This is a genomic window from Pseudomonas fluorescens (assembly GCF_000730425.1).
In the GTDB taxonomy this organism is placed as follows: Bacteria; Pseudomonadota; Gammaproteobacteria; order Pseudomonadales; family Pseudomonadaceae; genus Aquipseudomonas; species Aquipseudomonas fluorescens_X.
The window spans coordinates 916,685-941,823 of sequence record NZ_CP008896.1; the positions used below are offsets into that span (position 1 = coordinate 916,685).

21 protein-coding genes are annotated in these 25,139 nt (G+C 60.8%); 10 read left to right on the top strand and 11 right to left on the bottom strand.

The annotated features are described in order from the left end of the window. Nucleotides 1–84: 84 nt before the first annotated feature. Together xylB and HZ99_RS03780 are read left to right on the top strand one after the other, a co-directional pair. The gene (gene xylB, locus HZ99_RS03775) at nucleotides 85–1,566 is read left to right on the top strand and encodes a xylulokinase (protein WP_038441443.1); all 1,482 of its coding nucleotides are present in this window, start codon (nucleotides 85–87) and stop codon (nucleotides 1,564–1,566) included. Nucleotides 1,567–1,578: 12 nt separating this feature from the next. Next, nucleotides 1,579–2,520, top strand: a complete 942-nt coding sequence (locus tag HZ99_RS03780) for a carbohydrate kinase family protein (protein ID WP_038441446.1) — start codon at nucleotides 1,579–1,581, stop codon at nucleotides 2,518–2,520. 13 nt (nucleotides 2,521–2,533) lie between these two features. On the opposite strand, the gene aqpZ is transcribed toward HZ99_RS03780, so the two are convergent. Both aqpZ and HZ99_RS03790 read right to left on the bottom strand, forming a co-directional pair. Then, nucleotides 2,534–3,220, bottom strand: coding sequence for an aquaporin Z (aqpZ, locus tag HZ99_RS03785; protein ID WP_038441449.1), 687 nt, complete (start codon nucleotides 3,218–3,220; stop codon nucleotides 2,534–2,536). A gap of 176 nt (nucleotides 3,221–3,396) precedes the next feature. Beyond that, complete coding sequence (locus tag HZ99_RS03790) at nucleotides 3,397–3,654, bottom strand: DUF1652 domain-containing protein (RefSeq protein WP_038441452.1); 258 nt, start codon at nucleotides 3,652–3,654, stop codon at nucleotides 3,397–3,399. A gap of 248 nt (nucleotides 3,655–3,902) precedes the next feature. On the opposite strand from HZ99_RS03790, the gene eco reads away from it, so the two are divergent. The 3 genes from eco to map all read left to right on the top strand — a co-directional run bounded on the left by eco (nucleotide 3,903) and on the right by map (nucleotide 5,604). Beyond that, entirely contained in the window at nucleotides 3,903–4,385 is a 483-nt protein-coding gene (eco, locus tag HZ99_RS03795; RefSeq protein WP_038441455.1) for a serine protease inhibitor ecotin, read from the top strand. A gap of 263 nt (nucleotides 4,386–4,648) precedes the next feature. Continuing rightward, nucleotides 4,649–4,849 carry a ParD-like family protein gene (locus HZ99_RS03800; RefSeq protein ID WP_038441458.1) on the top strand — a complete coding sequence of 67 codons (201 nt, stop codon included), beginning with the start codon at nucleotides 4,649–4,651 and terminating at the stop codon, nucleotides 4,847–4,849. Further along, entirely contained in the window at nucleotides 4,849–5,604 is a 756-nt protein-coding gene (map, locus tag HZ99_RS03805; protein WP_038441460.1) for a type I methionyl aminopeptidase, read from the top strand. The genes HZ99_RS03800 and map overlap by 1 nt, the downstream gene beginning before the upstream one ends. A 33-nt stretch (nucleotides 5,605–5,637) precedes the next feature. Here map and HZ99_RS03810 read toward each other — a convergent pair whose 3' ends face one another. Both HZ99_RS03810 and HZ99_RS03815 read right to left on the bottom strand, forming a co-directional pair. After that, nucleotides 5,638–6,576, bottom strand: coding sequence for a magnesium transporter CorA family protein (locus HZ99_RS03810; protein ID WP_404942425.1), 939 nt, complete (start codon nucleotides 6,574–6,576; stop codon nucleotides 5,638–5,640). Further along, nucleotides 6,573–8,159 (bottom strand): RimK family protein, encoded by a 1,587-nt coding sequence (locus HZ99_RS03815; protein WP_038441467.1) that lies wholly within the window; start codon nucleotides 8,157–8,159, stop codon nucleotides 6,573–6,575. The genes HZ99_RS03810 and HZ99_RS03815 overlap by 4 nt, the downstream gene beginning before the upstream one ends. Before the next feature lie 92 nt (nucleotides 8,160–8,251). On the opposite strand from HZ99_RS03815, the gene HZ99_RS03820 reads away from it, so the two are divergent. Continuing rightward, entirely contained in the window at nucleotides 8,252–9,343 is a 1,092-nt protein-coding gene (locus HZ99_RS03820; protein ID WP_038441469.1) for a GNAT family N-acetyltransferase/peptidase C39 family protein, read from the top strand. On the opposite strand, the gene sfnG is transcribed toward HZ99_RS03820, so the two are convergent. Then, nucleotides 9,332–10,444, bottom strand: a complete 1,113-nt coding sequence (gene sfnG / locus HZ99_RS03825; RefSeq protein WP_038441471.1) for a dimethylsulfone monooxygenase SfnG — start codon at nucleotides 10,442–10,444, stop codon at nucleotides 9,332–9,334. The two genes, HZ99_RS03820 and sfnG, sit on opposite strands and share 12 nt — an antisense overlap. A 279-nt stretch (nucleotides 10,445–10,723) precedes the next feature. On the opposite strand from sfnG, the gene HZ99_RS03830 reads away from it, so the two are divergent. Further along, the gene (locus tag HZ99_RS03830) at nucleotides 10,724–11,503 is read left to right on the top strand and encodes a TSUP family transporter (RefSeq protein ID WP_038441474.1); all 780 of its coding nucleotides are present in this window, start codon (nucleotides 10,724–10,726) and stop codon (nucleotides 11,501–11,503) included. Here the strand turns inward: HZ99_RS03830 and nudC are convergent. The 4 genes from nudC to HZ99_RS03850 all read right to left on the bottom strand — a co-directional run bounded on the left by nudC (nucleotide 11,471) and on the right by HZ99_RS03850 (nucleotide 15,237). Then, nucleotides 11,471–12,304: an NAD(+) diphosphatase gene (gene nudC, locus HZ99_RS03835; protein WP_038441476.1), complete on the bottom strand. Its 834-nt coding sequence runs from the start codon at nucleotides 12,302–12,304 to the stop codon at nucleotides 11,471–11,473. The two genes, HZ99_RS03830 and nudC, sit on opposite strands and share 33 nt — an antisense overlap. A 6-nt stretch (nucleotides 12,305–12,310) precedes the next feature. Then, nucleotides 12,311–13,123, bottom strand: coding sequence for a crotonase/enoyl-CoA hydratase family protein (locus HZ99_RS03840; RefSeq protein WP_038441478.1), 813 nt, complete (start codon nucleotides 13,121–13,123; stop codon nucleotides 12,311–12,313). A 112-nt stretch (nucleotides 13,124–13,235) separates the two neighbouring features. Continuing rightward, nucleotides 13,236–14,531, bottom strand: a complete 1,296-nt coding sequence (locus HZ99_RS03845; protein ID WP_038441479.1) for an ATP-binding protein — start codon at nucleotides 14,529–14,531, stop codon at nucleotides 13,236–13,238. A gap of 4 nt (nucleotides 14,532–14,535) precedes the next feature. Next, nucleotides 14,536–15,237, bottom strand: a complete 702-nt coding sequence (locus tag HZ99_RS03850; protein ID WP_038441481.1) for a response regulator transcription factor — start codon at nucleotides 15,235–15,237, stop codon at nucleotides 14,536–14,538. A 243-nt stretch (nucleotides 15,238–15,480) separates the two neighbouring features. Here HZ99_RS03850 and HZ99_RS03855 point away from each other — a divergent pair, with 243 nt between their 5' ends. The 3 genes from HZ99_RS03855 to HZ99_RS03865 all read left to right on the top strand — a co-directional run bounded on the left by HZ99_RS03855 (nucleotide 15,481) and on the right by HZ99_RS03865 (nucleotide 20,472). After that, nucleotides 15,481–16,638, top strand: coding sequence for an efflux RND transporter periplasmic adaptor subunit (locus HZ99_RS03855; RefSeq protein WP_038441482.1), 1,158 nt, complete (start codon nucleotides 15,481–15,483; stop codon nucleotides 16,636–16,638). An 18-nt stretch (nucleotides 16,639–16,656) separates the two neighbouring features. Beyond that, on the top strand, nucleotides 16,657–19,749 hold the full coding sequence (locus HZ99_RS03860) for an efflux RND transporter permease subunit (protein WP_038441483.1): 3,093 nt from the start codon (nucleotides 16,657–16,659) through the stop codon (nucleotides 19,747–19,749). An 81-nt stretch (nucleotides 19,750–19,830) separates the two neighbouring features. Next, entirely contained in the window at nucleotides 19,831–20,472 is a 642-nt protein-coding gene (locus HZ99_RS03865; protein ID WP_038447847.1) for a DUF1345 domain-containing protein, read from the top strand. A gap of 60 nt (nucleotides 20,473–20,532) precedes the next feature. Here HZ99_RS03865 and HZ99_RS03870 read toward each other — a convergent pair whose 3' ends face one another. Together HZ99_RS03870 and HZ99_RS03875 are read right to left on the bottom strand one after the other, a co-directional pair. After that, a complete protein-coding gene (locus HZ99_RS03870; protein WP_038441485.1) occupies nucleotides 20,533–22,788 on the bottom strand; it encodes an autotransporter outer membrane beta-barrel domain-containing protein in 2,256 nt (751 codons plus the stop codon). A 246-nt stretch (nucleotides 22,789–23,034) separates the two neighbouring features. Further along, nucleotides 23,035–25,080 (bottom strand): hypothetical protein, encoded by a 2,046-nt coding sequence (locus HZ99_RS03875; protein WP_038441486.1) that lies wholly within the window; start codon nucleotides 25,078–25,080, stop codon nucleotides 23,035–23,037. Between the last annotated feature and the right edge of the window lie 59 nt (nucleotides 25,081–25,139).

Consider the following 25,139-nt stretch of genomic DNA (forward strand, 5'->3'; position numbering starts at 1 on the left):
TCAGTTGATAAATGTTTGGCTGATACGCCGCTTCGCGAGCAAGCCCGCTCCCACATTTTGACCGCGTTCCATTGAGCGATAACTATGACCCGGCAATCTCTATTCCTCGGCATCGATTGCGGCACCCAAGGCACCAAGGCCATCGTCCTCGACGCCACCAGCGGCACGGTGCTGGGCCTGGGCGCTGCTGCCCACACCCTGATCAGCGGTGCCAATGGCCGGCGCGAACAGCACACTCAGGAGTGGCTGGATGCCTTTACCGAAGCCACCCACCGCGCCCTGCAACAAGCCGGCGTGGACGGCCAGGACATCCTCGGCATCGGGGTTTCCGGCCAGCAACACGGCCTGGTGCTGCTCGATGAGCACGGCCAGGTGCTGCGCCCGGCCAAGCTGTGGTGTGACACCGAAACCAGCGCCGAAAACGCCCGGTTACTCGAGCATCTGGGCGGTGAAAGCGGCTCCCTGGAGCGCCTGGGCGTCGCGATTGCCCCGGGCTATACCGTGTCCAAGTTGCTATGGACCCTGGAACAACACCCGGATGTTTTCGCACGCATCGCCCATGTACTGCTGCCCCACGATTACCTCAACTATTGGCTCACTGGCCGCGCCTGCGCCGAGTACGGCGACGCCTCGGGCACCGGCTATTTCAATGTGCGCACCCGCCAATGGGACCTTGGGTTGCTGCGGCACATCGATGCCAGCGGGCGCCTGGAGGCGGCTTTGCCCGCGCTGATCGAGGCCAACCAGCCCGTAGGTAACATTCTGCCGGCCATCGCCGAACGCCTGGGGATCAACCCCGGGGCCATGGTGTCCAGTGGCGGCGGCGACAATATGATGGGGGCGATTGGCACCGGCAACATCGTGCCAGGGGTGTTTACCATGAGCCTCGGTTCGTCGGGCACCGTGTATGCGTTTGCCGATCAACCGACGATCAGCGCCGAGGCCGCGGTGGCGACGTTCTGTTCTTCCAGTGGCGGTTGGCTGCCGCTGATCTGCACCATGAACCTGACCAATGCCACCGGAGTCATCCGCGAGCTGTTCGAACTGGACCTGATGGCGTTCAACACCCTGGTGGCCCAGGCCCCGATTGGCGCCGAGGGTGTCAGCATGCTGCCCTTTCTCAATGGCGAGCGTGTACCCGCCCTGCCCCATGCCACCGGCAGCCTGCACGGCCTGACCATGACCAACCTGACCCGTGGCAACCTGTGCCGTGCGGTGGTTGAAGGCACTACCTTTGGTTTGCGCCAGGGCCTGGACCTGTTGCGCCAGACCGGCCTGCACAGCCACAGTATCCGCCTGATCGGCGGCGGCTCGAAAAGCCCGGTGTGGCGGCAGATGGTCGCCGATATCATGGACACCGAAGTGGTCTGTACCGAACAAAGCGAAGCCGCGGCCCTGGGCGCGGCACTCCAGGCCGCGTGGTGCCAGTCCGGCGAAAGCCTTGAGGCGCTGTGCGCACGCTGCGTCAGCATCGACCCGGCCAGCCGTACCCAGCCCGTCGCCGCCAGCGTTGCGGCTTATCAACACGCCTATGAACGCTATCAACAGCATGTGGCAACCCTTTAAGAGCGAATAACTATGTATCTGGTGTGTGGCGAAGCGCTGTTTGATTTTTTCAGCCAGGAGGATGCCAGCGGACAGGCTTCCAACGTCAATTTCAAGGCGATTGCCGGCGGCTCGCCGTTCAACGTGGCCGTAGGCTTGCGGCGATTGGGGATTGATGCGGGCCTGTTTGCCGGTTTGTCCAGCGACTACCTGGGCCAGCGCCTGCGTAAGGTTCTGCGCGATGAAGGCGTACGCGACGAGTACCTGGTAGAGTTTGCGGCGCCGACCACCCTGGCGATGGTCGCCCTGGGCGCCAATGGCTCGCCGCAATACAGTTTCCGTGGCGAAGGCTGTGCCGATCGGCAACTGCAGCTTGAGCATTTGCCCGTACTCGATGCCCAGGTGCGTGGCCTGCATTTTGGTTCGTTTTCCCTGGTGGTGCAGCCGGTCGCCGACAGCCTGCGGGCCCTGCTCCGCCGGGAAAGCGGCAAACGCCTGATCAGCCTTGATCCGAATGTACGGCTAAACCCCGAGCCGGATATCGAGGTGTGGCGCCAGCGGGTTGCCGAGTTGGTGCACTATGCCGACCTGATCAAGGTCAGCGATGAGGACCTGCACCTGCTCTACCCCGGCCAGGCACCCGAAAGCGTTCTGCAAGGCTGGCTGCAGCATCGTTGCCAGCTGATTTTCCTGACCCGTGGCGGTGAGGGTGCAAGCGTGTTCAGCCGCCGGCATGGCAACTGGTCGGCACCGGCGGTCAAGGTGGTGATGGCCGATACAGTGGGTGCCGGCGACACCTTCCAGGCGGCCTTGATTGCCTGGCTCACCGAACAGCGCCTCGATTGCGTGGAAGGTGTGCAGGGCCTGGACCGGGAGCAGATCGACAGCATGCTCAAATTCGCCATTGGCGCCGCCGCGCTGACCTGTACCAAGACCGGGCCAGACCTGCCCTACCGTGAGCAATTGAACGGATAGACTTCGGCGCGGCTCACGGCCGCTCCCGTACAGCCCGGGCCACCCTGGCGCCGAGGATACCGGCGGCCAGTGGTACCAGCCAGAACAACCAGAGCTGCATCAGGTAATCGGTGCCGGCAAACAGTGCCGGCCCAGTACTACGTGCCGGGTTGACGGAGGTGTTGGTGACGGGAATCGACACCAGGTGAATCAGCGTCAGCGTCAGGCCCACGGCTATCGGCGCAAACCCCGGCGCGGCACCCGGCGCCGTCACCCGCATCACGATAAACGCCAGGAAGAACGTGCCCACGCTTTCCACCACCACGGCGGCCAACAGGCTGTACTGACCTGGGCTCAACGCGCCATAGCCATTGGCGGCGAACTCGCCGATTTCAAAGCCCGGCCGGCCACTGGCGACCAGCGCGAGGACCGCCGCCGCGACTGTCGCGCCGGCGACCTGGGCGATGATATAGGGCAGCACATCCACCCCCGGCAGGCGGCCTCCGGCCCACAGGCCGAGCGTTACCGCCGGGTTGAAATGTGCGCCGCTGATGCTGCCCACGGCGTAGGACATGGTCAATACACTCAGGCCAAATGCCAGGGCCACCCCGGTAAAGCCGATACCCAGGCCGGGAAATGCGGCCGACAGAATGGCACTGCCACAACCGGCGAAGGTCAGCCAAAAAGTGCCGAGAAACTCTGCTGCGATTTTTTGTTGCACGCACGACCTCAGCCACTGACGACGGATGTGGCGAAACACTAGCAGCGAGAGGTCACAGGGCCGTATCGGATTTGTCTGAGGCTTGCCTCACAGCGCACGCGTGGCCCCTTCTGAGACCATGCGCAGCGGTGCCGGGCCTGGAGGTTATCCAGGCCCGCGATCCTGCGATGAGCTGATCAGTACAGCCTGGCACCCACCCGGCGCGGAGCCGGTGCATGGGCGTGCTTGAGGTCTTCACGCAATTCGGTGATCAAGTTGCAGATGGCGCGGCTGCTGTCGAGTTTATCGGCCTGGATGCCGGTGACCGTGGTACCTGTACCATCGTCGTCGTAGATTTTGATCGTCAACGATCCATCCTGAGCCTTGATGCATTCACAACGCCTGGGCAGGAAACTTCCTTCGATAAGACCGCGTAGTTCCAATTCCGAAAACATGGCTAAACCTCTCCTTTTTTTGAGACCGCCAATGAATTTTTATAAAAATGAATAGTCTGAGCGCCGCGCCTTGCCAACCCTGGCAGACGCGTTCAATTGCCAAGCCTACTCCTTGTACCCAGGGGCGTAGGATCCTTTCCTCATAAGCAACAACAACCTTTATATAAGTTGCTGCGGGTTTGCACTGCCGGACGATGGCGTGCATCGTGGCAACGCTTGTTCAACTGACCTCAAGATAAGGACGTCACATGACTTCTGCTCCCTTCAATACCCTTTGCGTGCTGGCACTGAGCGTGCTGGCGACCCAGGCCAGTGCCGCCAAGCTGGAAGAGATCGCGCCCTACCCCAAGGCGGATGCCGGGCAGGTTCGCCAGGTCATCCACCTGCCTGCACAGCCCCGGGAACAGGACTTCAAGGTTGAAATCCTCGCCGGTAAAACCTTGCCGGTCGACTGCAACCAACAGCGGCTCGGCGGTGTGCTGGAAGAGAAAAACCTCGAAGGCTGGGGCTATCCGTTTTACCGCCTGGAGAACATCAGTGGCCCCATGAGCACCCTGATGGCCTGTCCTGAAGGCAAGACCCGCGAGGACTTTGTGCCGGTGGTCGGCGACGGTTTTCTGCTGCGTTACAACAGCAAATTGCCCATCGTTGTATATGTTCCAAAAGATGTCGAAGTGCGCTACCGCATCTGGTCGGCATCCACCACCGTCGAAAAAGCCAGCGTGCAGTAACTAACCCGAATGTGGGAGCTGGGTATCTGACACCCCGAGGTGTTTTTGCTGGCGCCATCGTCGCCTCGCTAAAGCTCGACAACTCCCACATTCAAGCTGTGTTGTTGCACCGCCACCCGCTCGGCAACATTTGGCGCGGCAACGGCAGGTTTGAAATTTCATGCAACAAAGCTGACCGCGGTCCAGGGCAAGTCGACTCGGGGGTTTACGATGAATATACGAAACGTATACGCTTTGCATATCCACCCTGCACAGTGAACCCCATGGGCATCGTCAAGATCACCGATCAACTGCATGAACAAATCCGCCTGGCCAGCGCCACCATGGACCGGTCCATCAACGCCCAGGCGCAGTTCTGGATCAAGATCGGCCTGTTGGCCGAACTCAACCCACACCTGGCCTACAACGACCTGATCAACAAGTTGTTGCTCGACGAACCTGACCTGATCCGGGGGCGCAGCTGATGATCAAGACCCCTGCACAGATTGCCGTGATGCGTGAAGCCGGCCGCCTGCTGGGCCAGGTGTTCACCCTGCTCGACAACCGGATCGGCGCCGGCCAGACCACTCTTGAACTGGATGCGGCGGTCGAGGCATTTATCCGCCAGGACCTGCAGGCGCGCCCCGCCAGCCTCGGGCAGTACGACTATCCCTTCAGCATCAACACTTCCATCAACGAAGTGGTGTGCCATGGCATGCCGGATGCCAAGGCGGTGCTGAAGGATGGCGATATCGTCAATATCGACATCACCCTGGAAAAAGGCGGGTTTATCGCCGACTCCAGCAAGATGTACATGATCGGCGCCGTCGCGCCCAAGGCCCGGCGCCTGGTGGAGCAGACCTTCGAGGCGATGTGGGCCGGTATCCGTCAGGTCAAGCCCGGCGCGCGCCTGGGGGATATCGGGCATGCGATCCAGCGCCACGCCCAGGCCAACGGCTACAGCGTGGTGCGCGAATACTGCGGCCACGGGATTGGCCGGGAAATGCATGAAGAGCCGCAAATCCTGCATTTCGGTCGTCCAGGCACCGGCTTGACCCTGCGCGAGGGCATGGTGTTCACCATCGAGCCGATGCTCAACCAGGGGAGTGCCAAGGTGCGCAGCCTCAAGGATGGCTGGACCGTGGTGACCCGCGACAATAGCCTGTCGGCCCAATGGGAACACACCGTGGCCGTCACCGCGCAAGGGTTTGAAGTCTTGACCCTGCAGGCAGACGCCTAAGCCCTTCAGCACCGGCGGGAATGCGCGACCCGGTCACCCCGCTTTCCTGCCGCCCCCGGCAAGCCGCCGAAGCCCCAGCACCATCCCCACGGCGCCCAGCGCCATCGCCAGGAGAAACAACGGATACGCCACCCACCAGGGCGTGCCGGCCGTCATCATGCTGAACTCGGACATCCCACCAATACTGGCGAGCAGATTCAGCGGCAGGAACACCACGTTGATCAGCGTCAACTTGCGCAGCAGGTTGTTCATGCTGTTGTTCATCAAGTTACCCCGGGCATCAATCAGCCCGGAGAACACATTGGAATAGATCTCTGCCTGCTTGAAGCACTGGTGGTTCTCGATGATCAGGTCGTCGATCAAGCCCAGGGTCTGCGGGCTGAAGTGCTCCTTCTCGCCATGGTTGCGCAAGCGCGTCAAGACTGCGCCGTTGCTGTGCAGCGCGTTGATGTAATAGATCAGGCTCTCGCTGAGGCTGAACATCTGCATCAGGTGGCGGTTGCTCATCGAGGCGTTGAATTGCTGCTGCAGTTCCCGGGCGACCTGCTTGATCACCTTGAGGTGGCCCAGGTAGTGATGGATGTTGTTCAGCAGCAGATCCAGCAACACATCCAGCGGTGTATGCAGCGGCCGACGCGCGCCCAGGCCGGACAACTGGCTGTCGTCGGTGGCAATCACCAGCAGGCGATCGGGCGAAAACAGCAAGCCACAAGACGACACCTCAAACACCAGGTTGCTGCCTCCTGAGTAGTTTTGCGGGCGTTTCCAGATCAGAAACAGGTTGTCGGGATGGAACTCGATACGCGACACCTCGTCCGGGTCCAACGCCGACGCCAGCGCATGCTCATCGACTTTGTAGCGCTCGCGCAGCCATTCACGCTCATCGCTGTCGGGGTTGTTGAACAGCAGGATCTCGGCATTTTCGCGCTCGGTACGGCGCAGCGTACCCTCGCTGAGCTCAAGGCAGATCACCAGACCTGCCCCTGGCGCTTGAGCTCCAGACGGCGCACGAACTCTTCCAGGACCAGGCAATACAGGTCGTCCTGCAAGTAGGCGTCTTCAATCCCGGCGTCCATATTCGGGTTGTCGTTGACCTCGATCACCACCACCTTGTCGCCGGACTGCTTCAAGTCCACGCCGTACAACCCGTCACCGATCAGGTTGGCGGTCTTCACCGCCAATTCCACCACGGCCTTGGGGGCCTCATGCACCGCCAGGGTACGACACTCGCCGTTGATATCCTGGCCAATGGCCTTGTGGTTGTAGATCTGCCAATGGCCCTTGGACATGAAATATTGGCAGGCAAAAATCGGCTTGCGGTTCAGTACGCCTATGCGCCAGTCGTACTCGGTGTAGAAAAACTCCTGGGCCAGCAGCAACACCGAGTGTTCGAACAACTCCGCCGTCGCCGCCAGCAACGCCTCCTGGCTTTCGACCTTGATCACCCCGCGGGAGAAACAACCGTCGGGGATTTTCAGCACCAGGGGGAAGCCCAGGCGCTCGCCGACTCGCTCGAAATCTTGCGGTCGTTCCTTGTACAGAATCTCGGTGACGGGCATACCCAATTGATGGCTGTTGAGCAGATCCGTGAGGTAGACCTTATTGGTACAGCGCAGGATCGACGCGGGGTCGTCCATCACCACCAGCCCTTCGCTCTCGGCTTTCTTGGCGAACCGATAGGTGTGATTGTCGACACTGGTGGTTTCGCGGATCAACAAGGCGTCGTACTCGGCCAGCCGCGCGTAGTCCTTGCGTTCGATCAGTTCCACATCAATCCCCAGTCCCTTGCCCACCCGCACGAAATTTTCCAGAGCCTTGGCATTGGAGGGTGGCAACGGCTCCTGGGGATCGTGCAGGATCGCCAGGTCATAACGCGCCAGGCGCCGCGAGCGCGGTTGGCGCCAGATCCTGCGGCTGAAGTTGTCCAGGGCCTGGGCAAACTGATCTTCCTGATCATCGCGTAACTTATGCAGCGCTCCGGACTTGATGCCTTCGATATGCCAGCCGTTGTGCTTGCGAAACTCAACTAACAGGATCGGGCATGGGAACACTTCAAATAATTGCCGAGCCAGATCCTGCAACGGATCAATATTGGTCCGGCCAAAATAAAGTGTCAGGGTAAAACCTTCGGTATTGCTGTAGAGGTGATGACTCAATGCTTTATCAAGGGTTTTATCAAGATTATCCAGGGCCAGGCCATACAAGGATTTTTTCGTCAGTTCGCTGATAGTGCGCACCGACGGAATCACCTTGTGCCCGCGCGCCTCGGCCAGCAGCGAACAGTAGTAGCCATGCCCCAGGTACTTGTAGCTGCGGCACAGGTTGATCACCTGCACCCGCTTTGCGCCCTCGTTTTCCCGAGGGCGCTCGAGGTATTCCTGGGCGGTGACAATATCTTCGCTGGGAAAGTAAGAGGCCCAGTCTTCCTTGCGTTCAACGATAATCACAACTTGGCTTGAACTGTTAGGCGGTGTGGAAAAATATCCGTCGGGAGTTATTGTCGTTGCGACGATTTGCTCGGATACTGCTCGCCAATGACTGTGTACCGCTGACATATTGATTGATCCGCTAGAGAACTTGACCTTTTCTATTAAGCACGATCTTTCAGAGAAGTCTCGTTTAGTTACGCAACTTTTACGGCGGTTATATGACTCTTTCCTTTCGCGTTGCAACACTCGATGATTTGCCAGCATTGGTCGCTTTGGAACAGCACTGTTTCACCACTGACCGACTGTCCGCCCGCAGTTTCCAATGGATGATCAGCCGTGCCCACGCGCAGTTGCTGGTGGCCGAAAACACCGGGCAATTACTGGGTTATGCCCTGGTGTTGTTCCATCGCGGCACCTCGTTGGCGCGCCTGTACTCCCTGGCCATTGCCGCGCCTGCCCGGGGCACGGGCCTGGGCAAGCAACTGCTGGCGCGTATCGAAGCCTGCGCCGTGGCCCACGATTGTGCTTACCTGCGCCTTGAGGTGCGCACCGATAACCCTGGCGCTATTGCCCTGTACGAGCGCAGCGGCTACCGGCGCTTTGCCCTGATCAACGACTACTACGCCGACCATACCGACGCCCTGCGCCTGGAGAAACGTATCCTCCAGCACACAGACACCCGTGCCTTGAGCGTCCCCTACTACCAGCAGACCACCGATTTCACTTGCGCAGCAGCGTGCCTGCTGATGGCCATGGGCGCCCTGTTGCCTGGGCGTGAGTCCCTGCGCCGCGAAGAGCTGCAGATCTGGCGCGAAGCGACCACCGTGTTCATGACGGCTGGACACGGCGGCTGCAGCCCCCAGGGCCTGGCGCTGGCCGCGTGGCGTCGGGGGTTTCGCGTGCGTATGCAGGTCAATGTGCGTGGGCCGCTGTTTCTCGATGGAGTACGCGACCCGCATAAAAAAGATGTCATGCGCCTGGTGCATGAAGGGTTCGAGCATGAGTTGGCGGGCAGTGAGGTACAACAGGTGTTCGGTGGTGCGTTGGACCTCGCGCAGGTTCTGGGCGACGGCGGGCAACCCCTGGTACTGATCAGCAGTTACCGGCTGACGCGTTCCAAGTCACCGCACTGGGTGATCGTGACCGACTGTGATCAAGAGTTTGTCTACCTGCATGATCCTCACGTGGACCATAGCCAGCACCGCCAGCCCATGGACTGCCAGCATTTGCCGGTCAGCCACGGGGAGTTTGATCGGATGTGCCGCTTCGGCAATAACCAGCTACGGGCAGCGGTGGTGCTATACCGGTAACGCCACCGCCCTGGCGCTGCCGGTTGCGGCGGCCTTGGCTTCCAGCTCGCGCACCAGGGGCAGCACGCGCTGGCCAAAATACGCCACCTCCTCCTGGAAGTGCAGGAAGCCGGCCAGCACCAGGTCCACCCCCACCGCCTTGAGCGCGACGATGCGCTCGGCAATCTGCCGGGGTGTGCCGATCAGGTTGGTCTTGAAACCATCGTTGTACTGCACCAGGTCGGCGAAGCTGGACTTGGCCCAGTTGCCCTCGCCCTCCGGCGAGGCCTTGCCCGCCTGCCTGGCTGCATCGCCAAAGGCATTGACCGCTTGCGGGTCGGCCTTGTCGATGATCTCGGCCAACACCGCCAGGGCCTCTTCTTCGGTATCGCGGGCGATCACAAAGGCGTTGACCCCGACTTTGACCGAGTGGTTATTGGCCGCCGCCTTGGCGCGGATATCGTCGACCTGAGCCTTGATCCCTTCCGGGGTATTGCCGTTGGTGAAATACCAGTCCGATACCCGTGCTGCCATATCCCTTGCTGCACGGGAGCTGCCACCCTGGAAAATCTCCGGGTGCGGCAGGCCCAGGGGCTTGGGCTTGAGGCTGTAATTGTTGAACCGGTAGAAGTCGCCCTTGAAGGTGAAATGGTCCTGGGTCCAGATGCCTTTCAAGGCGCGGATGAATTCTTCGGAGCGCCGGTAGCGCTCATCATGCTCCAGCCAATGTTCGCCAATGGCCTGGAACTCGCCCTTGAACCAGCCGCTGACGATGTTCACCGCCACCCGGCCATTGGTCAGTTGATCGATGGTTGCCAGTTGCTTGGCCGCCAGCGCGGGCTGCCAGGGCCCGGGCAGGATCGCCGCGATCACCTTGAGTTGGGTGGTGGCGGCCAGCAGTGCGTGGCTGAAGGCCACGGATTCATGCTGGTACTCGGCACCGTAGCCGGCGGTAAAGCGGATTTGCGTCAAGGCGTACTCGAACCCCGCCTCCTCAGCCAACTGGGCCAGCTTGCGGTTGTAATCGATACCCCAGTCGGTACGTTGTTCGACCTTGCTGACCACCAGGCCACCACTGACATTGGGCACCCAATAGGCAAATTTCACGGCTTGCTGAGTCATCGTTCGGTACCTCGCACACTAGGATTGTGCAGGTTATGGAGCAGCAAGCGTGCCAGCGTGGGCAAAGCCCCGTGGCAGGCGCGTCCGGCCACTTCGGGGCTGGATGGAACAATGTTGCCCAGAGGGGTGATTTGTTGGATCACTGTTGCTGACACAACACCCAACCCATCTGTAGGAGCCGGCTCCTACATGCAACAGTCGCCGTAACAATCGGTTATAGGTAAGCTAGCGGACTTTCGCGCAGCCCCTTTCTGCGCCTCGCCGAAGTAAGTCGCCTCCATGCCTTTTGAACTCAGCGTTGACCTCACCACCCTGTCCATTCTTGCGGTGGTTGCCTTTATCGCCGGTTTTATCGATGCCATTGCCGGCGGCGGCGGTTTGCTCACCACCCCGGCCTTGCTCACCGCCGGCATGCCGCCCCATCTGGTGCTGGGCACCAACAAACTGAGTTCGACCTTCGGCTCGGCCACCGCCAGTTTCACCTTCTACCGGCGCAAGCTGTTCCACCCGCGCCAGTGGGTGCACGCCATCGTGGGGACGTTGATCGGTGCGCTGGTCGGGGCCATCGTCGCCCATTACCTGCCCGCCGAATGGCTGAACAAGATGCTGCCGGTGATCGTTTTCGCCTGCGGTATCTACCTGTTGTTTGGGGGTACGCCCAAGGCACCGCTGGACGCAGATGCGCCGATCAAGAAGAAATGGCAATCGACCCAGGGCTTCGGCCTGGGTTTCTATGATGGTGTGGCAGGCCCCGGCACCGGCGCGTTCTGGACCGTCAGCACCCTGCTGATGTACCCCGTCGACCTGGTCAAGGCCAGCGGCGTGGCGCGCAGCATGAACTTCGTCAGCAACGCGGCGGCGCTGTCGGTGTTTATCTTCAACGGTTCGGTGGACTGGATTGTCGGCCTGAGCATGGGCCTGTCGGTGATGGTCGGCGCGTTCTTCGGCGCACGCAGTGCCATCAGCGGCGGCGCCAAATTCATTCGCCCGGTGTTTATCACCGTGGTGCTCGGCCTGACCGTGCGCCTAGCCTGGCAGCACTGGTTCAGCGTGGCCTAGGCGGCGCGCCACATACAGGTCGATGAGGTAGCGGGCAATCGAACGCGACGCCGGCAGCGGTGGCAATTGGTGGATATTGAACCACTGTGCGTCTTCAATCTCATCGGCCTGGGGCACGATCTCGCCTGCGGCATACTCGGCGTGAAAACCCAGCATCATTGAGTGCGGGAACGGCCAGCACTGGCTGCCCACGTATTGGATATTCCGCACCTGCACCTGCACTTCCTCGTGCACTTCACGGATCAGGCAGTCTTCGGCAGATTCCCCAGGTTCGGCGAAGCCGGCCAGGGTGCTGTAGACCCCGGTGACGAAACGCGGTGAGCGTGCCAGCAGAATCTCATCGCCTCGGGTGATCAGCACAATCATGCTTGGGGAAATACGCGGGTAGCTGCGCAGGTCGCACGCCTGGCAGAACATCGCGCGCTCCCTGGGCACCTGCACCATCGCCTGGCCGCAACTGCCGCAAAACCGGTGCTCGCGGGCCCAGGTACCGATCTGCGCGGCATAACCCAGGACTGTGTACAGGCGGTGATCGTCCTGCAACATAAAGGCCCGCAGGCCTTGCCAGCGGCAACCCGGCACATCGCCAGGGCTGTTCAGTTCCAGCAGGTACACCGGTTCGCCATCCAGATGGCCGATGCCATGCTCGGCCAATACCGACAGATCCTGGCGCTTGAGCCATTCCCTGGGGAACAGCGGCCCGTTGTCATCCAGCAAAAAACCTTCGCGGCTACGGGCCACAGCCCAGCCGCCGGGGGCGTCATTGTCCAGCAGCGTTGTGGTCATCCAGCCTGGGGTCATGTTCAGTCAATCCACGAATTCGGGTTTCTGCTTGCTCATATGGGCCGCAATGGCCACGCGCAGGTCGTTGGATTGCAACATAGCAGCGTTCCAGGTGGCAACGTATTCCAGGCCATCGTTGATGCTGTGATCACGCATGTAGCTGATCATGGCTTTGGTGCCGGCCACGGCAATCGGCGATTTGGCGGCGATTTGCGCGGCAAGCTCCATGACCCCGGCCAGCAGGCTTTCGTGATCGGCAAACGTGCGGTTGACCAGGCCGATGCTGCGCGCTTCTTCGGCGCCGAAGGTGCGGCCGGTGTAGGCCAGTTCGCGCAGCATGCCGTCGCCGATGATGCGTGGCAGGCGCTGCAGGGTGCCGACGTCGGCGGCCATGCCGATATCGATTTCCTTGATTGAAAATTGCGCGTTATCAGCGGCATAGCGCATGTCACAGGCGCTGATCAGGTCGATGGCGCCGCCGATGCAGTAGCCCTGGATCGCCGCCAGGACCGGTTTGCGGCAGTTATCGACCGCATTGAACGAGGCTTGCAGTTGCAGGATCTTGCGCCGCAGCAAGCGCGCATTGCGCCCCACGTCCTTGCCAAATTCATTGGCCACCGAAGCCAGCATCATCAGGTCGATGCCCGAGGAAAAATGCTTGCCCGCGCCACTCAACACCACCGCGCGCACCGCGTCGGTGTCATCGACCCATTGGAAGATCTCGATGATTTCGCTCCAGAACGCCGCGTTCATCGCGTTGATCTTTTCCGGGCGATTGATCTGCACATGGGCGACGTTGCCGTGGAGTTCGACGACAAAGGCTTGGTATTCGGACATGGCAGTGATCCTTGGCTGGTGGCTGATAAGGGCCGAACTATAGCAAGGGTGCGTCTGGGGCGGTAAGGCCGTGCATATGCCAAAAACAGGACTGGAGCGCGGCTCCTACGGGTCAGATGGGCAGCCACAGGCGCAGGCGCGCGCCGCCCAAGGGCGAAGCCTGGGCGGTGAGCGTGCCGCCTTGCGCCTCGACAGCCCGGCGGCTGATTGCCAGGCCCAGGCCAAAGCCGCCAGTGGCCCGGTCACGGCTGCGGTCCAGGCGGTAGAACGGCTCGAAGATCCGCGCGCGCTGCTCTTCGGGGATACCAATGCCATCGTCATCCACCCAGATTTCACAGCCCTTGGCACACACCTTGACGCCAATCTGGATCCGCCGCTCGCAGTAGCGCATGGCATTGCGCAGCAGGTTTTGCAGGGCGCGGGCGGTAAGGCGTGGGTCGAGGGTAAAACGCTCCACGGCGCAGTCCAGCACCACATCAATCACGATCTCGGGGTTTTCCAGCTCTTCGTCGATGCTGCCCAGGATGCTGTCGATAAACTCATCCAACACCACGTCCACTCGCTCGGGCAGTTGCGCCGGATTTTGCAGACGGCTGTAGGACAGCAACTCCAGCACCAGCTCATCCAGCTCGCGGATGTGCGCCACCAGGCCTTGCAGGCGTTCGCGACTGGCAGCCGGCTGGTCTTCGGACAACGCCAGGGCCAGGCCGAAGTCCAGGCGGGTCAACGGGGTGCGCAGCTCATGGGAGACGGCGTTGAGCAAGTCGCGTTGCTGGTTGAGCAGGTGTTCGATGTCGTTGGCCATGGTGTCGAACACCGCCGCCAGGCTGCCGATGTTGGAGCTGGGGGGAATGTGCGTGCGCTCTTCCAGGTGCCCACGGCCCAGTTGCGCGGCTGTCGCCTTGAGGCGTTCCAGGTCCCGCCAGTGGGGGCGCAGCCATATCACCAGGCCGCCGAGCAACGCCGCGCCGATCAGCACATTCATGGTCCAGTACAGCAGGTTCATGTCCAGCGGGTCGGGCGGGATGGTCAACTTGACGGCCAATTGTCCATTGAGCGGCGAGCTGATTTCTTCCATCCAGCCCCACTCTCCCAGGCGGATCACAGGCTTGCCCTGCTCCAGCAAGCGCTCCTCGGCCGGTGTGTAGCGGGCGTCCTGACGGTGCAGCAATTGCACCTTCAACGGCGCAAAGTCCCGGGCCAACTGCTCGGTGACCTCGGACCAGCGCTCCACCGGCCGGCTGTGGTACTGGCGCACGATCAGGCTCTGCAAGCCACGGGATTGCTCGATGCTGTAGTTCATATAGCGGCTGTGGAAGACCTCGATGATGCCCATGGGGATCAGATAGATCGCCGCGCTATAGGTCACGATGGTCAGCAGGTAAAGACGGATCAGGACGCGGAACATGGTGTCAGCATTCCCACTCGGAGCGGCTGAACAAGTAACCCTTGCCCCAGACCGTCTTGATCTTGCGAGCCTCGCCGGCATGATCGTCGAACTTGCGGCGCAGCTTGGAGATAGCCACATCCACCGAGCGGTCGGTGCCGTTGAACTCGATGCCACGCAGGCGTTGCAGGATCTGGTCGCGGCTGAGCACTTCGCCAGCATGCCGGGCCAGCACCACCAGCAGGTTGTATTCGCCGCTGGACAATTCCACCGCCTGGCCGCGCCAGGTCACAGAACGTTCCGACAGGTCGATGCACAGGTTGCCCATCAGGATCTGATCATTGGCCGCCTGTGGTTCGCTGAGGCTGCTGCGGCGTAACAAGGTGCGCACCCGGGCCAGCAGTACCCGTGGCTCGCAGGGTTTGGTCACGTAGTCGTCGGCCCCCATTTCCAGGCCCAGCACCTGGTCATGGCTGTCATCCCGAGCGGTAAGCATCAGGATCGGCAGGCCGGCCGAGTCGGCGCGCAGCAGGCGGCAGACTTGCAGGCCATCGAGGCCGGGCAGCATCAGGTCGAGGATCACCAGGTCCGGCGGGTTGAGCCTGGCCCGCTCGCGCACATGGTCGCCGCGACTGAGCACATTGACGTGATAGCCGTTGCGCTCAAGGTAACTGGCAATCAGCTCGGACAGCGCAGCGTCGTCTTCGACCAGGAGGATATTGGGCATGGTGTTTCCAGTTAATGCGGTTTTTTTGTCGTACACAAATCCAATGTGGGAGCGGGCTTGCTCGCTCCCACATTAAATCGTCATTTATCAGAAGAGCTTGTTAGGATCCACGGCCGTGAAGGATATACGCCCGCGCCTCGGCGTGCGCCGCACCTTACATTTTTTCACACACCGCCTACACAGCTTCACAGCACCAGGCCGGGGGCGCCCGTAGGATGCGCCAGTCAATATTGGGATAAGAGCATGTCAAAGAATCTGTTTGCGCCGTTTTGCCTGCTGGCACTGACGTTGGCCCTGAGTGCGTGTGGCAACTCTGCAGGCGACACCCCGCAAATGCCGCTGGCCAAAGTGCGGGTTGAAACCCTCGAAGCCAGGCCCCTGTCCATCAGCAGCGAGCTGAGCGGGCGGATTGCCGCGCCACGCATTGCCGAAGTACGCGCGCGGGTCGCGGGCGTGGTGTTGCAACGGGTGTTCAAAGAAGGCCACGACGTCAAACAGGGCGACGTGCTGTTCCGGATCGATCCGGCGCCGTTCAAGGCCGACCTCGACAGCGCCCAGGCCAGCCTGCGCAAGGCCCAGGCCAATGCCTTCCAGGCGCGCCTGCAAGAGCAGCGCTACAGCCAGTTGGTCGAAGGCAATGCCATCAGCGCCCAGGACTACGACAACGCCCGCGCCACCGCCCGGCACACTGCCGCCGATGTCGCCGCCAACCAGGCCGCGGTGCAGCGTGCCCAGCTCAACCTCGGCTATGCCACGGTGACGGCACCGATCTCCGGGCGTATTGGCCGGGCGCTGGTGACCGAAGGTGCCCTGGTGGGCCAGAACGAAGCCACTCCCATGGCGCTGATCCAGCAACTGGACCCGATTCACGCCGACCTCACCCAGTCGACCCGCGAGCTGAATGACCTGCGCCGCGCGTTCCGCGCCGGGCACTTGAAGCAAGTGGGCCAGGACCAGGCCAAGGCGACGTTGATCCAGGATGACGGCAGCCTGTATCCGCTGCCGGGCAAGTTGCTGTTTGCGGAAATCTCCGTCGACCCCGGTACCGGGCAGATCATCCTGCGCAGCGAATTCCCCAACCCGGACCTCGACCTGCTGCCCGGCAGCTTTATCCGCGTGCGCCTGGAACAGGCGGTCGACCAGCAAGGCCTGAGCGTGCCGCAGCGTGCAATCACCCGCGACAGTGCCGGTATCCCCATGGTGTTGCGGGTGGACGCCGAACAGAACGTCAGCCAGCAAGCGGTGGAATTGGGCGCCGCGATCAATGATCGCTGGGTGGTCAACAGCGGCCTGAAGGCCGGTGATCGCATCATCGTCGAAGGCCTGCAACACGCACGCCCAGGTGAAAAAGTCGACGTGGATGCAAGCGCCGAACCTGTCGCCCAGGCCGCTGGCCAGTAATCAAAGGGATCAGAGACAATGCCGCAGTTCTTTATTGACCGCCCGATCTTCGCCTGGGTGGTCGCCCTGTTTATTCTGCTGGCCGGCGCCCTCGCCATCCCGCAATTGCCCGTGGCGCAGTACCCCAACGTCGCGCCGCCGAAAGTGGAAATCTACGCGGTGTACCCGGGCGCGTCGGCGCAGACCCTGGACGAAAGCGTGGTCAGCCTGATCGAGCAGGAGCTCAATGGCGCCGACCACCTGCTGTATTTCGAATCCCAGAGCAGCCTCGGCTCAGCCACCATCACCGCGACCTTCCAGCCGGGCACCGACCCGGAAATGGCCCAGGTCGATGTGCAGAACCGCCTCAAGGCCGTGGAGCCGCGCCTGCCCCAAGCCGTGACCCAGCAGGGCCTGCAGGTGGAAAAAGTGTCCGCCGGCTTCCTGCTGTTGGTGACCCTGACCTCCAGTGACGGCAAGCTCGACGACGTGGCGCTCAGCGATTACCTGGCGCGCAACGTGATGAACGAGCTCAAGCGCCTGGACGGTGTCGGCAAGGCCCAGTTGTATGGCGCCGAGCGGGCGATGCGGATCTGGATCGACCCGCAGAAGCTGATCGGCTTTAACCTGACCCCGGCCGACGTGAATGCCGCGATTGCCGCGCAGAACGCCCAGGTCTCGGCGGGCAGCATTGGTGATTTGCCGGGCCCCCATACCCAGGAAATCACCGCCTCGATCCTGGTCAAGGGCCAGCTCTCGACACCGGCCGAGTTCGCCGACATTGTGCTCAAGGCCAACCCGGACGGCTCCACCGTGCGCATTGGCGATGTGGCGCGGGTCGAGATCGGCAGCCAGGAGTACCAGTTTTCCACCCGGCTGAACGGCAAGCCCTCCACCGCCGTCAGCGTGCAGCTGTCGCCGGGCGCCAACGCCTTGAGCACGGCGACCCTGGTGCGGGCGAAGATGGACGAGCTGTCGCGCTACTTCCCAGCCAACGTCGAGTACAAGATCCCCTACGACACCTCGCCGTTCGTCAAGGTGTCGATCACCAAGGTGATCTACACCCTGCTGGAGGCAATGGCGCTGGTGTTTGCAGTGATGTTCCTGTTCCTGCAGAACATCCGCTACACCCTGATCCCGACGCTGGTCGTACCGATTGCGCTGATGGGCACCTTCGCCACCATGCTGTTGCTGGGGTTCTCGATCAACGTGCTGACCATGTTTGGCATGGTGCTGGCCATCGGCATCCTGGTGGACGATGCCATTGTGGTGGTGGAGAACGTCGAGCGAATCATGGTCACCGAGGGCCTGTCGCCCAAGGACGCCACGCGCAAGGCCATGGGCCAGATTACCGGGGCGATCATCGGGATTACCCTGGTGCTGGTGGCGGTGTTTCTGCCGATGGCCTTCATGGCGGGCTCGGTGGGGGTGATCTATCAGCAGTTCTCGCTGTCGATGGCCACCTCTATCCTGTTTTCGGCGTTTCTCGCCCTGTCCTTGACCCCGGCCCTGTGCGCCACGTTGCTCAAGCCGATTGCCAAGGGCGAGCATCATGCCAAGGGCGGGTTCTTCGGCTGGTTCAACCGGCGCTTCGAGCAACTGACTGACCGTTATGAAGGCTGGGTCGCCTATGCCCTCAAGCGCAGCGGCCGCTATCTGCTGATTTACCTGGTATTGCTGGCAGGCCTGGGCTTTTTGTTCAGCCGCCTGCCCGCCTCGTTCCTGCCGGTGGAAGACCAGGGTTACACCATCACCGATATCCAACTGCCACCTGGTGCGAGCAAGAACCGCACGGTGCTGGTGGCCGAGCAGATCGAAGCCCATAACGCTACCGAACCGGGGGTGGGCGATACGACGATGATCATGGGCTTCAGTTTCTCCGGCTCCGGGCAGAATGCGGCACTGGCATTTACCACGCTCAAGGATTGGTCCGAGCGCAGCAGCGACGATTCGGCAGCCTCGATTGCCGATCGCGCCAATATGGCGTTTACCGAACTCAAGGATGCGATGGCCTATGCCGTGCTGCCGCCGCCGGTGGATGGCCTGGGCACGTCCAGCGGCTTTGAGTTCCGCCTGCAGGACCGGGGCGGCGTAGGGCATGCCGCGTTGATGGAGGCGCGTACCGAGCTGCTGCAAGCGGCGGAAAAGAGCCCGATCCTGGCCAACGTGCGCGAAAGCGCCCTGGCCGAATCACCGCAAGTGCAGCTTGAGGTGGACCGCAAGCGCGCCAATGCCTTGGGCGTGTCGTTTGCCGATGTGGGCAATATCCTGTCCTCGGCTATTGGTTCGGCCTATATCAACGACTTCCCCAACCAGGGCCGCATGCAGCGGGTGGTGGTGCAGGCCGAAGGCGACCAGCGCAGCCAGGTCGAAGACCTGATGAAGATCCATGTGCGCAACAACGCCGGGAAGATGGTGCCGCTGTCGGCCTTCGTCGAAGCGCGCTGGGTCCAGGGCCCGGCGCAATTGACCCGTTACAACGGCTATCCGGCCATCGCCATTTCCGGTGAAGCCTCACCGGGCCACAGCACCGGCGAGGCGATGGAGGAAATCCAGCGCCTGGTGTCGCAACTGCCGGCCGGCCTGGGTCAGGAATGGACCGGTTTGTCATTGCAGGAGCGCTTATCGGGTTCCCAGGCGCCGCTGCTGTTGATGCTATCGCTGCTGGTAGTGTTCCTGTGCCTGGCGGCGCTGTATGAAAGCTGGTCGATCCCCACCTCGGTGCTGCTGGTGGTGCCGCTCGGTGTGTTGGGCGCGGTCATGGCGGTGTCGCTGCGCGGTATGCCCAACGACGTGTTTTTCAAGGTCGGCTTGATCACGATCATCGGGCTGTCGGCGAAAAACGCGATCCTGATCATCGAGTTTGCCAAGGACCTGTACGACCAGGGCGAAGACCTGATCGACGCCACGCTGAAAGCCGCACGCCTGCGCCTGCGACCGATCATCATGACGTCCCTGGCGTTTATCCTCGGCGTGGTGCCGCTGGCGATTGCCACCGGTGCCAGTTCGGCGAGCCAGCAGGCGATTGGTACGGGCGTCATCGGCGGGATGATCACCGCGACACTGGCGGTGGTGTTTGTGCCGGTGTTCTTTGTCGTTGTCATGAAACTGGTGCGCAAACGCAAGGACTGAAAATGCCCCTGTAGGCGCCGGCAAGCCGGCGCCTACAGGAATAGGCTATGGTTGCTCACTCAACCTGCATTTGTGAGCGCCATGCCCTTCCTCGCCCGTACCCACCCTCGCCTCTCCGCTGCTGCCGTCCTGGGACTGATAGTCGGTATTCTGGCGCCCCTCGATTCAATCCTTACCAAAGTGCTGATCGGTTGGAACGCCGGGGTCTGGACCTACCTGATACTGATGCTGTGGCTGACCCGTCGCGCCAAAGCCGAGGATGTAAAGCGCCTCGTCGAAATCGAAGACGAGAACGCCGGGCTGGTGCTGTTCATGGTGTGCATCGCCGCCATCGCCAGCCTGGCGACCATCACCTTCGAGTTGGTCGGGAGCAAGGACCTCACCGCCGCCGAACGCCTGCTGCATTACGGCTTTACCGGGGTGACGGTGATTGGCTCGTGGTTGCTGATCGGGGTGATTTTCAGCGTGCACTACGCCCGCCTCTATTACACCTGGGAAGGCAAGGAACCGGCGCTGCGCTTTGCCGAGGGGCTACTGACCCCCAACTATTGGGACTTTTTGTATTTCTCCTTCACCATCGGCGTCGCAGTGCAGACCTCGGACGTGGGCGTGGCCACCCGTGCCATGCGCAAGGTGGTGCTGGGGCAATCGTTGATCGGGTTTCTGTTCAATACGGCGATCCTGGGTTTCTCGATCAATATTGCCGCAGGGCTGTTCGGTTAGCCCCCAGGAGCGCCCACAAAAAAAGGAAACCGTAGCTTCCTTTTTTGTTGAGTGGGAGCCTTAGAAGTCGTAACGAATACCGAAATTAACACCCCAGGGCTGGTCGATTTTCTTGCCTTTGCTGGTTTCAAAGTCCGCATGCACCTTGACGTTCTGCGAAACCGACATGGCGACACCGGCGGCCAGTTCGATACGTGAGCCCGACAGGTCGTTGTTGAAGCTCTGGCTGTTGACGAACACCTTGTTGCTCTGGTCAAACTCATGGGCCAGCGCAGTGCGCAGGTACGGTTGCAACACGCCACCGCTTTCCAGCTGGATGTTCTTGCCCACCGTCACACCGGCTTTACCCACCACCGAGCTGGAGCGATCGCCCTTGGCGTGCAGGCCGTTGGACAGCTGGTAGCTTTGCGCCTGGGTAATGGTCGCCGCCAACTGGCCGTATGGCTCGACAAAATAGTCGTTGTCCAGCTTGATGTGGCGGCCGACTTCAGCCGAAACACCCACGGCGTTCTGCGTGTAATTACCCTTGGCTTTTTTGCCGTCGCTCATGGTGACATCAACATTGTTGTGCAAGCGGTTCAACTTGGCCACGCCATCGAAGTACAGGCCGCTTTCGGCGTCCAACCAGGTGGCATAACCGCCCACGTAGTAGCTCTTGACCTCACCTTTACTGCCACGGTTCAGACTCAGGTCCGACGTGCTATGACCGGCCATCACACCCGCCAACCACTGACCGTCACCACTGGACAACGGTGCATCGGCACCAATGGTGAAACCCTTCTGGGTTTGCGTGTAGCCCGCACCGTTCTTGTTGGCGGCTACTTCATGTTTGTTGCCGTAGCTGCGCATCCACATGCCATTGTTGTTGCCTGCGCTAAAGCGCAGTTCACCCATGCGGGTACGCAGGATGGACGACTCGCCGTACAGCACGGTCGGCGCACTGTTGAACAACGCCAGTACCGAGTGGGCGCTGGTGCTGGTGCCACGACGTGTCGGGTCGAGCAGCCAGTCGGTGCCGTCCTTCTGCAAGCCATAGGCATAGGCACCGATATCCACGCTGTCTCCCACCAGGGAAAAGTGTGCGTCGCCACCTTCGGTGTGCACGACCTTGATCGGTTGGCCGCTGGCCAGTTCCGAGCCGGTAGCCTCCAGCAGCAGGCTGTGGTTGCCTTCGGCCTTGCCTTCCACGTTGAGGAAGTCAGTCTCGTGGGTGGAAAAATCGGTGTGCATGATGAACGTGCCCTCACCTTCCAGGCTCTTGACGTTCAATTGGTAGAACTCATCCGCCCCACCGAAGTGCACGGCGCCGCCGCCCATCTTCAAGGCTTCGACTTGGCTGTCGCCCACCAGGACCCAGTGGGAGGCATCGTTCACGCTCAACTCGGCAACGTTTTTCAACTGGCCGGTCAGCCAGGAACCGTTGTTGAGTTGCACCTTGGCGGTGCTGCCATCCTCGACAACCACATCGCCCACCAGGGCACTGCGGTCAACGTTCATGTTGGCGGTGGAGCCACCGGTGACTTCCAGGATGTTGCCGTTGCCGCCAGTCAGGGACGAACCGTTCAGTACCTGAATATCCGCGCTGGTACCCGCTCTTGTCAGGATTGCAGCACCGTTCGTGCCTGCTACGCTGGAACCGTCCAGCAGCAACGTACTGTCTGTGATACCGGATGATCCGTCGACGCCCATTTGTACGCCGTTGGCGCCACCTACAATTCGGCTATCGGTCGCAAACGCTGTCCCACTCATCAGCGACAGGCCCACGCCATTGTCGTTCGTCGCCTCGATATGGGAACCGCTGAAGTCCAGCACACTGTAGGCACTGGCGCTGACCCCACGGTTAGTGCCGGTAATCGTGCTGTTGATGACCTTGACGCTGGATCCATCAGTGCCGCCCAGTGAACGGCCGGCAATCAGGCCGGTTCCATTGTTGTGGATGAGATTACTGTTGCTGACCAGCACATTGCTGCCTGTCGCGCGAATAGCGGCATCTGCGGTGCTACGAGCAATGACATCAGAACCGTCTATACGGATCTGGGAATCAAAAGCGACGATATCCTTGGTCGAACTGCCAGGCGTGACCAGCAGAGTTGCAGATTGGGCACGGATTTCCAGGGTTTGGGCGCCTTGGACAGTCAGCCCAGACCCCGTGCGCAGTTCAAAACGATCCGGCGCCGGACCTGGGCGCACGTACTCGTCGGGCCCCGTGACGACACGGGCTTCGGCTGCATGGCCGATAAACATAAGCAAAGTGACAGTGTTGGCCTTCAACGCGAGGCTCAAGGGTGACGGTTTGAAATTGAATACGGGTGGCATTTAGCGGACCTCTGGGTTGGCGTTCCAATTAGCAAGAAACTGGCCGATTCCAAGCTTTGTGGGATCCTGCCAATCGAGCGGTGCTAAAGGTATCCAGAGTACTTACCGTGTTATGTAGGACTATCCTTAAGTGTGTGTAGTCATGGCTCAAGGCCTTTAATCGTAGACAGCAGACGCCAGGCGTCCGGTCATCCACTTCAAATGCCAAAGGGGAGCAATGCTCCCCTTTGTCAACAATGCAAAACATCAGGGGGCCGGCACGGCCATCCCATCACAAAAAACCGGACCTGTACCACCGATCTGCTGCCCACGCACTCGTGGTGTAGCGTCAGAGGAGTTAACCGGGCCCGAGGGCAGAACAATGCTGTAGTGAACTCTGGCTGAACCGGCAAGCCGGTCATCCGTGGTCGGCTGAATCGGTTTGAAGCGGGTGAAGTAGTCCTCCAATTCAATCTCGAATCCAAGGTTGATCATCGACTGCGTCAGTGGCGCCGAAGCTTTGCTGCCTGCGACGGCAGGAACTTCAATGGTGCCCGCATCATCCCGGTAACCCCGCCAATGCACGGTAACGATCATCCCCAGCAAGAAATGCTCCGAGGGTGGAACAAACACTATGATGTTACCGGGCGGCGGCCCGACGGGCCTGAAGCTGGTGCAATTGATAATCCCCGCGCCGCTGCCTATAAGGTTTCGCACGAGCGGAGGCGCCAGGAATATGATATTGGCTGTGACTTCTACCAGTGTGGTGGGGGAAACTTGTCGATTCGAGCTGCCGGCAGCACCGATCGTGTAATGCACCCGCTTCGTACCATTGTTATGGTCAGAAACGGCGCTCCAGGGGATCTGCAACCGGACGACCTGGTCGGCGATACCGCTTGGGACAAACAGTGAATCCACCTGTACGCCTTCATAAAAAAGATAGATCGTAAACGGCCCGGCATCCGGAGTCGGAGGTTCGTCCCAGAGCGTGATGTAGGCATTGGCGGGCCGGTTTGCGTGTTCGGGCAGCAACTCATTGGGCGGCCCCTCGGCGCCTGTCGCATCCTCACCCCTGACCACTACCGGGTTCAGATTTGGGTTGACCAGATCCGGCTCGTTCGGGTTTGCTGGCCCAACCACGAAAAGATCAAGGTCGGTTGTTGCTGTCTGCGCCGAAGGGTAGCTGACCGAACGACGCTTCACCGCGTAGGACACCGTCATCGACAATAACCCTTCGGTGGCACCATATAGGAGAGCCAGCGTAGGGAATCCGACATGTACCTGCACCGGGAAGGTGTTACTGCCCAACGGCACGTCGGGCAGGGTCACCGTACCCAGGGAGGTGGTCAGGGTCACACTGATCATGTCCCCCTCGTCACCTCGCAGAAAATCAGCATAGGCAGGGATGCGGATGATTGCGCCGTTGAGCTGCGCCGCATCACTGCGATCTATCAGCAGGTCACCGGGAACCGCCAGATCAATGGTTGGCGCCCTGAAGTTACTGGGAGCAGGAAACAGCCCCACGTCAAAGACAAACTGGGATGACAGCCTCGCAGGATTGCCGGCGGCGTCGTACAACTCATAACGCACACTACGTAACCCATCGGGGCTTCCCTCGACGACCGACAAGGGCAAGGGGAAATTCAAATTTTCAGGCAACACCCATTTCGGATCAGTACTGCCTGCAGTCGGCAGATAAGGCGTGTCCGAATTGTTGTAATACGCTAATAGATAGTCTCCAGGTGCACGCCCGTTCGCCATGTAGTCAGGAACGCGAAACATAGCCGCTTGATTGGGTAAGCCCTGGAAATAATCCAATGTAGCGGGGGTAGGCAGGTCTGCTGGCGGTAAGGGGGCGGGAATAGGCCCCACGTGGCTGTAATAGGGAGGCGCGAGGTCCACAATCAGCAGTTGCGGTTCTGACTGAGTGGAGTTACCGATGTTGTCGACAAACACTTCATACCTGATCAGGTGAGCGCCAGGTGGACGCCGAGCCAACGCAATGTTGACCGGCACTCCGCCCGTCCCTGGCGACGATACGGTAAATGTCGTAAATGGTTCGGATGGCTGGGGGTCATCCAATGGCCACATCCAGACTCTGACGGTGTCTGGAAAACCTGGATCGGTGCTGAAGTCATCCCAACGGGGAATTAAAAACTCCATTGTCTCTTTAAGTGCCGTATTGCGATCAATCAACCCTGGGAATCCCGGCACCTGGCCTTCATAGGTCCCGGCGGGCAAGCTAATAAGTGTATTAACTGCCACGCAACGGCTTTGAAATCTTTGGATAGTCTCTAACGTTTTCCTGTCCATTTTCTTCTCCAGCGTTGATTGAGTACTACAGCTTATTCAGGGTGCGCAGCAGCACCCAA

Coding starts and splice junctions, on each gene's coding strand:
- xylB (WP_038441443.1), top strand. CDS start 85: ATGACCCGGCAATCTCTATTCCTCGGCATCGATTGCGGCACCCAAGGC.
- HZ99_RS03780 (WP_038441446.1), top strand. CDS start 1,579: ATGTATCTGGTGTGTGGCGAAGCGCTGTTTGATTTTTTCAGCCAGGAG.
- HZ99_RS03790 (WP_038441452.1), bottom strand. CDS start 3,654: ATGTTTTCGGAATTGGAACTACGCGGTCTTATCGAAGGAAGTTTCCTG.
- eco (WP_038441455.1), top strand. CDS start 3,903: ATGACTTCTGCTCCCTTCAATACCCTTTGCGTGCTGGCACTGAGCGTG.
- HZ99_RS03800 (WP_038441458.1), top strand. CDS start 4,649: ATGGGCATCGTCAAGATCACCGATCAACTGCATGAACAAATCCGCCTG.
- map (WP_038441460.1), top strand. CDS start 4,849: ATGATCAAGACCCCTGCACAGATTGCCGTGATGCGTGAAGCCGGCCGC.
- HZ99_RS03815 (WP_038441467.1), bottom strand. CDS start 8,159: ATGTCAGCGGTACACAGTCATTGGCGAGCAGTATCCGAGCAAATCGTC.
- HZ99_RS03820 (WP_038441469.1), top strand. CDS start 8,252: ATGACTCTTTCCTTTCGCGTTGCAACACTCGATGATTTGCCAGCATTG.
- sfnG (WP_038441471.1), bottom strand. CDS start 10,444: ATGACTCAGCAAGCCGTGAAATTTGCCTATTGGGTGCCCAATGTCAGT.
- HZ99_RS03830 (WP_038441474.1), top strand. CDS start 10,724: ATGCCTTTTGAACTCAGCGTTGACCTCACCACCCTGTCCATTCTTGCG.
- nudC (WP_038441476.1), bottom strand. CDS start 12,304: ATGACCCCAGGCTGGATGACCACAACGCTGCTGGACAATGACGCCCCC.
- HZ99_RS03840 (WP_038441478.1), bottom strand. CDS start 13,123: ATGTCCGAATACCAAGCCTTTGTCGTCGAACTCCACGGCAACGTCGCC.
- HZ99_RS03845 (WP_038441479.1), bottom strand. CDS start 14,531: ATGTTCCGCGTCCTGATCCGTCTTTACCTGCTGACCATCGTGACCTAT.
- HZ99_RS03850 (WP_038441481.1), bottom strand. CDS start 15,237: ATGCCCAATATCCTCCTGGTCGAAGACGACGCTGCGCTGTCCGAGCTG.
- HZ99_RS03855 (WP_038441482.1), top strand. CDS start 15,481: ATGTCAAAGAATCTGTTTGCGCCGTTTTGCCTGCTGGCACTGACGTTG.
- HZ99_RS03860 (WP_038441483.1), top strand. CDS start 16,657: ATGCCGCAGTTCTTTATTGACCGCCCGATCTTCGCCTGGGTGGTCGCC.
- HZ99_RS03865 (WP_038447847.1), top strand. CDS start 19,831: ATGCCCTTCCTCGCCCGTACCCACCCTCGCCTCTCCGCTGCTGCCGTC.
- HZ99_RS03870 (WP_038441485.1), bottom strand. CDS start 22,788: ATGCCACCCGTATTCAATTTCAAACCGTCACCCTTGAGCCTCGCGTTG.
- HZ99_RS03875 (WP_038441486.1), bottom strand. CDS start 25,080: ATGGACAGGAAAACGTTAGAGACTATCCAAAGATTTCAAAGCCGTTGC.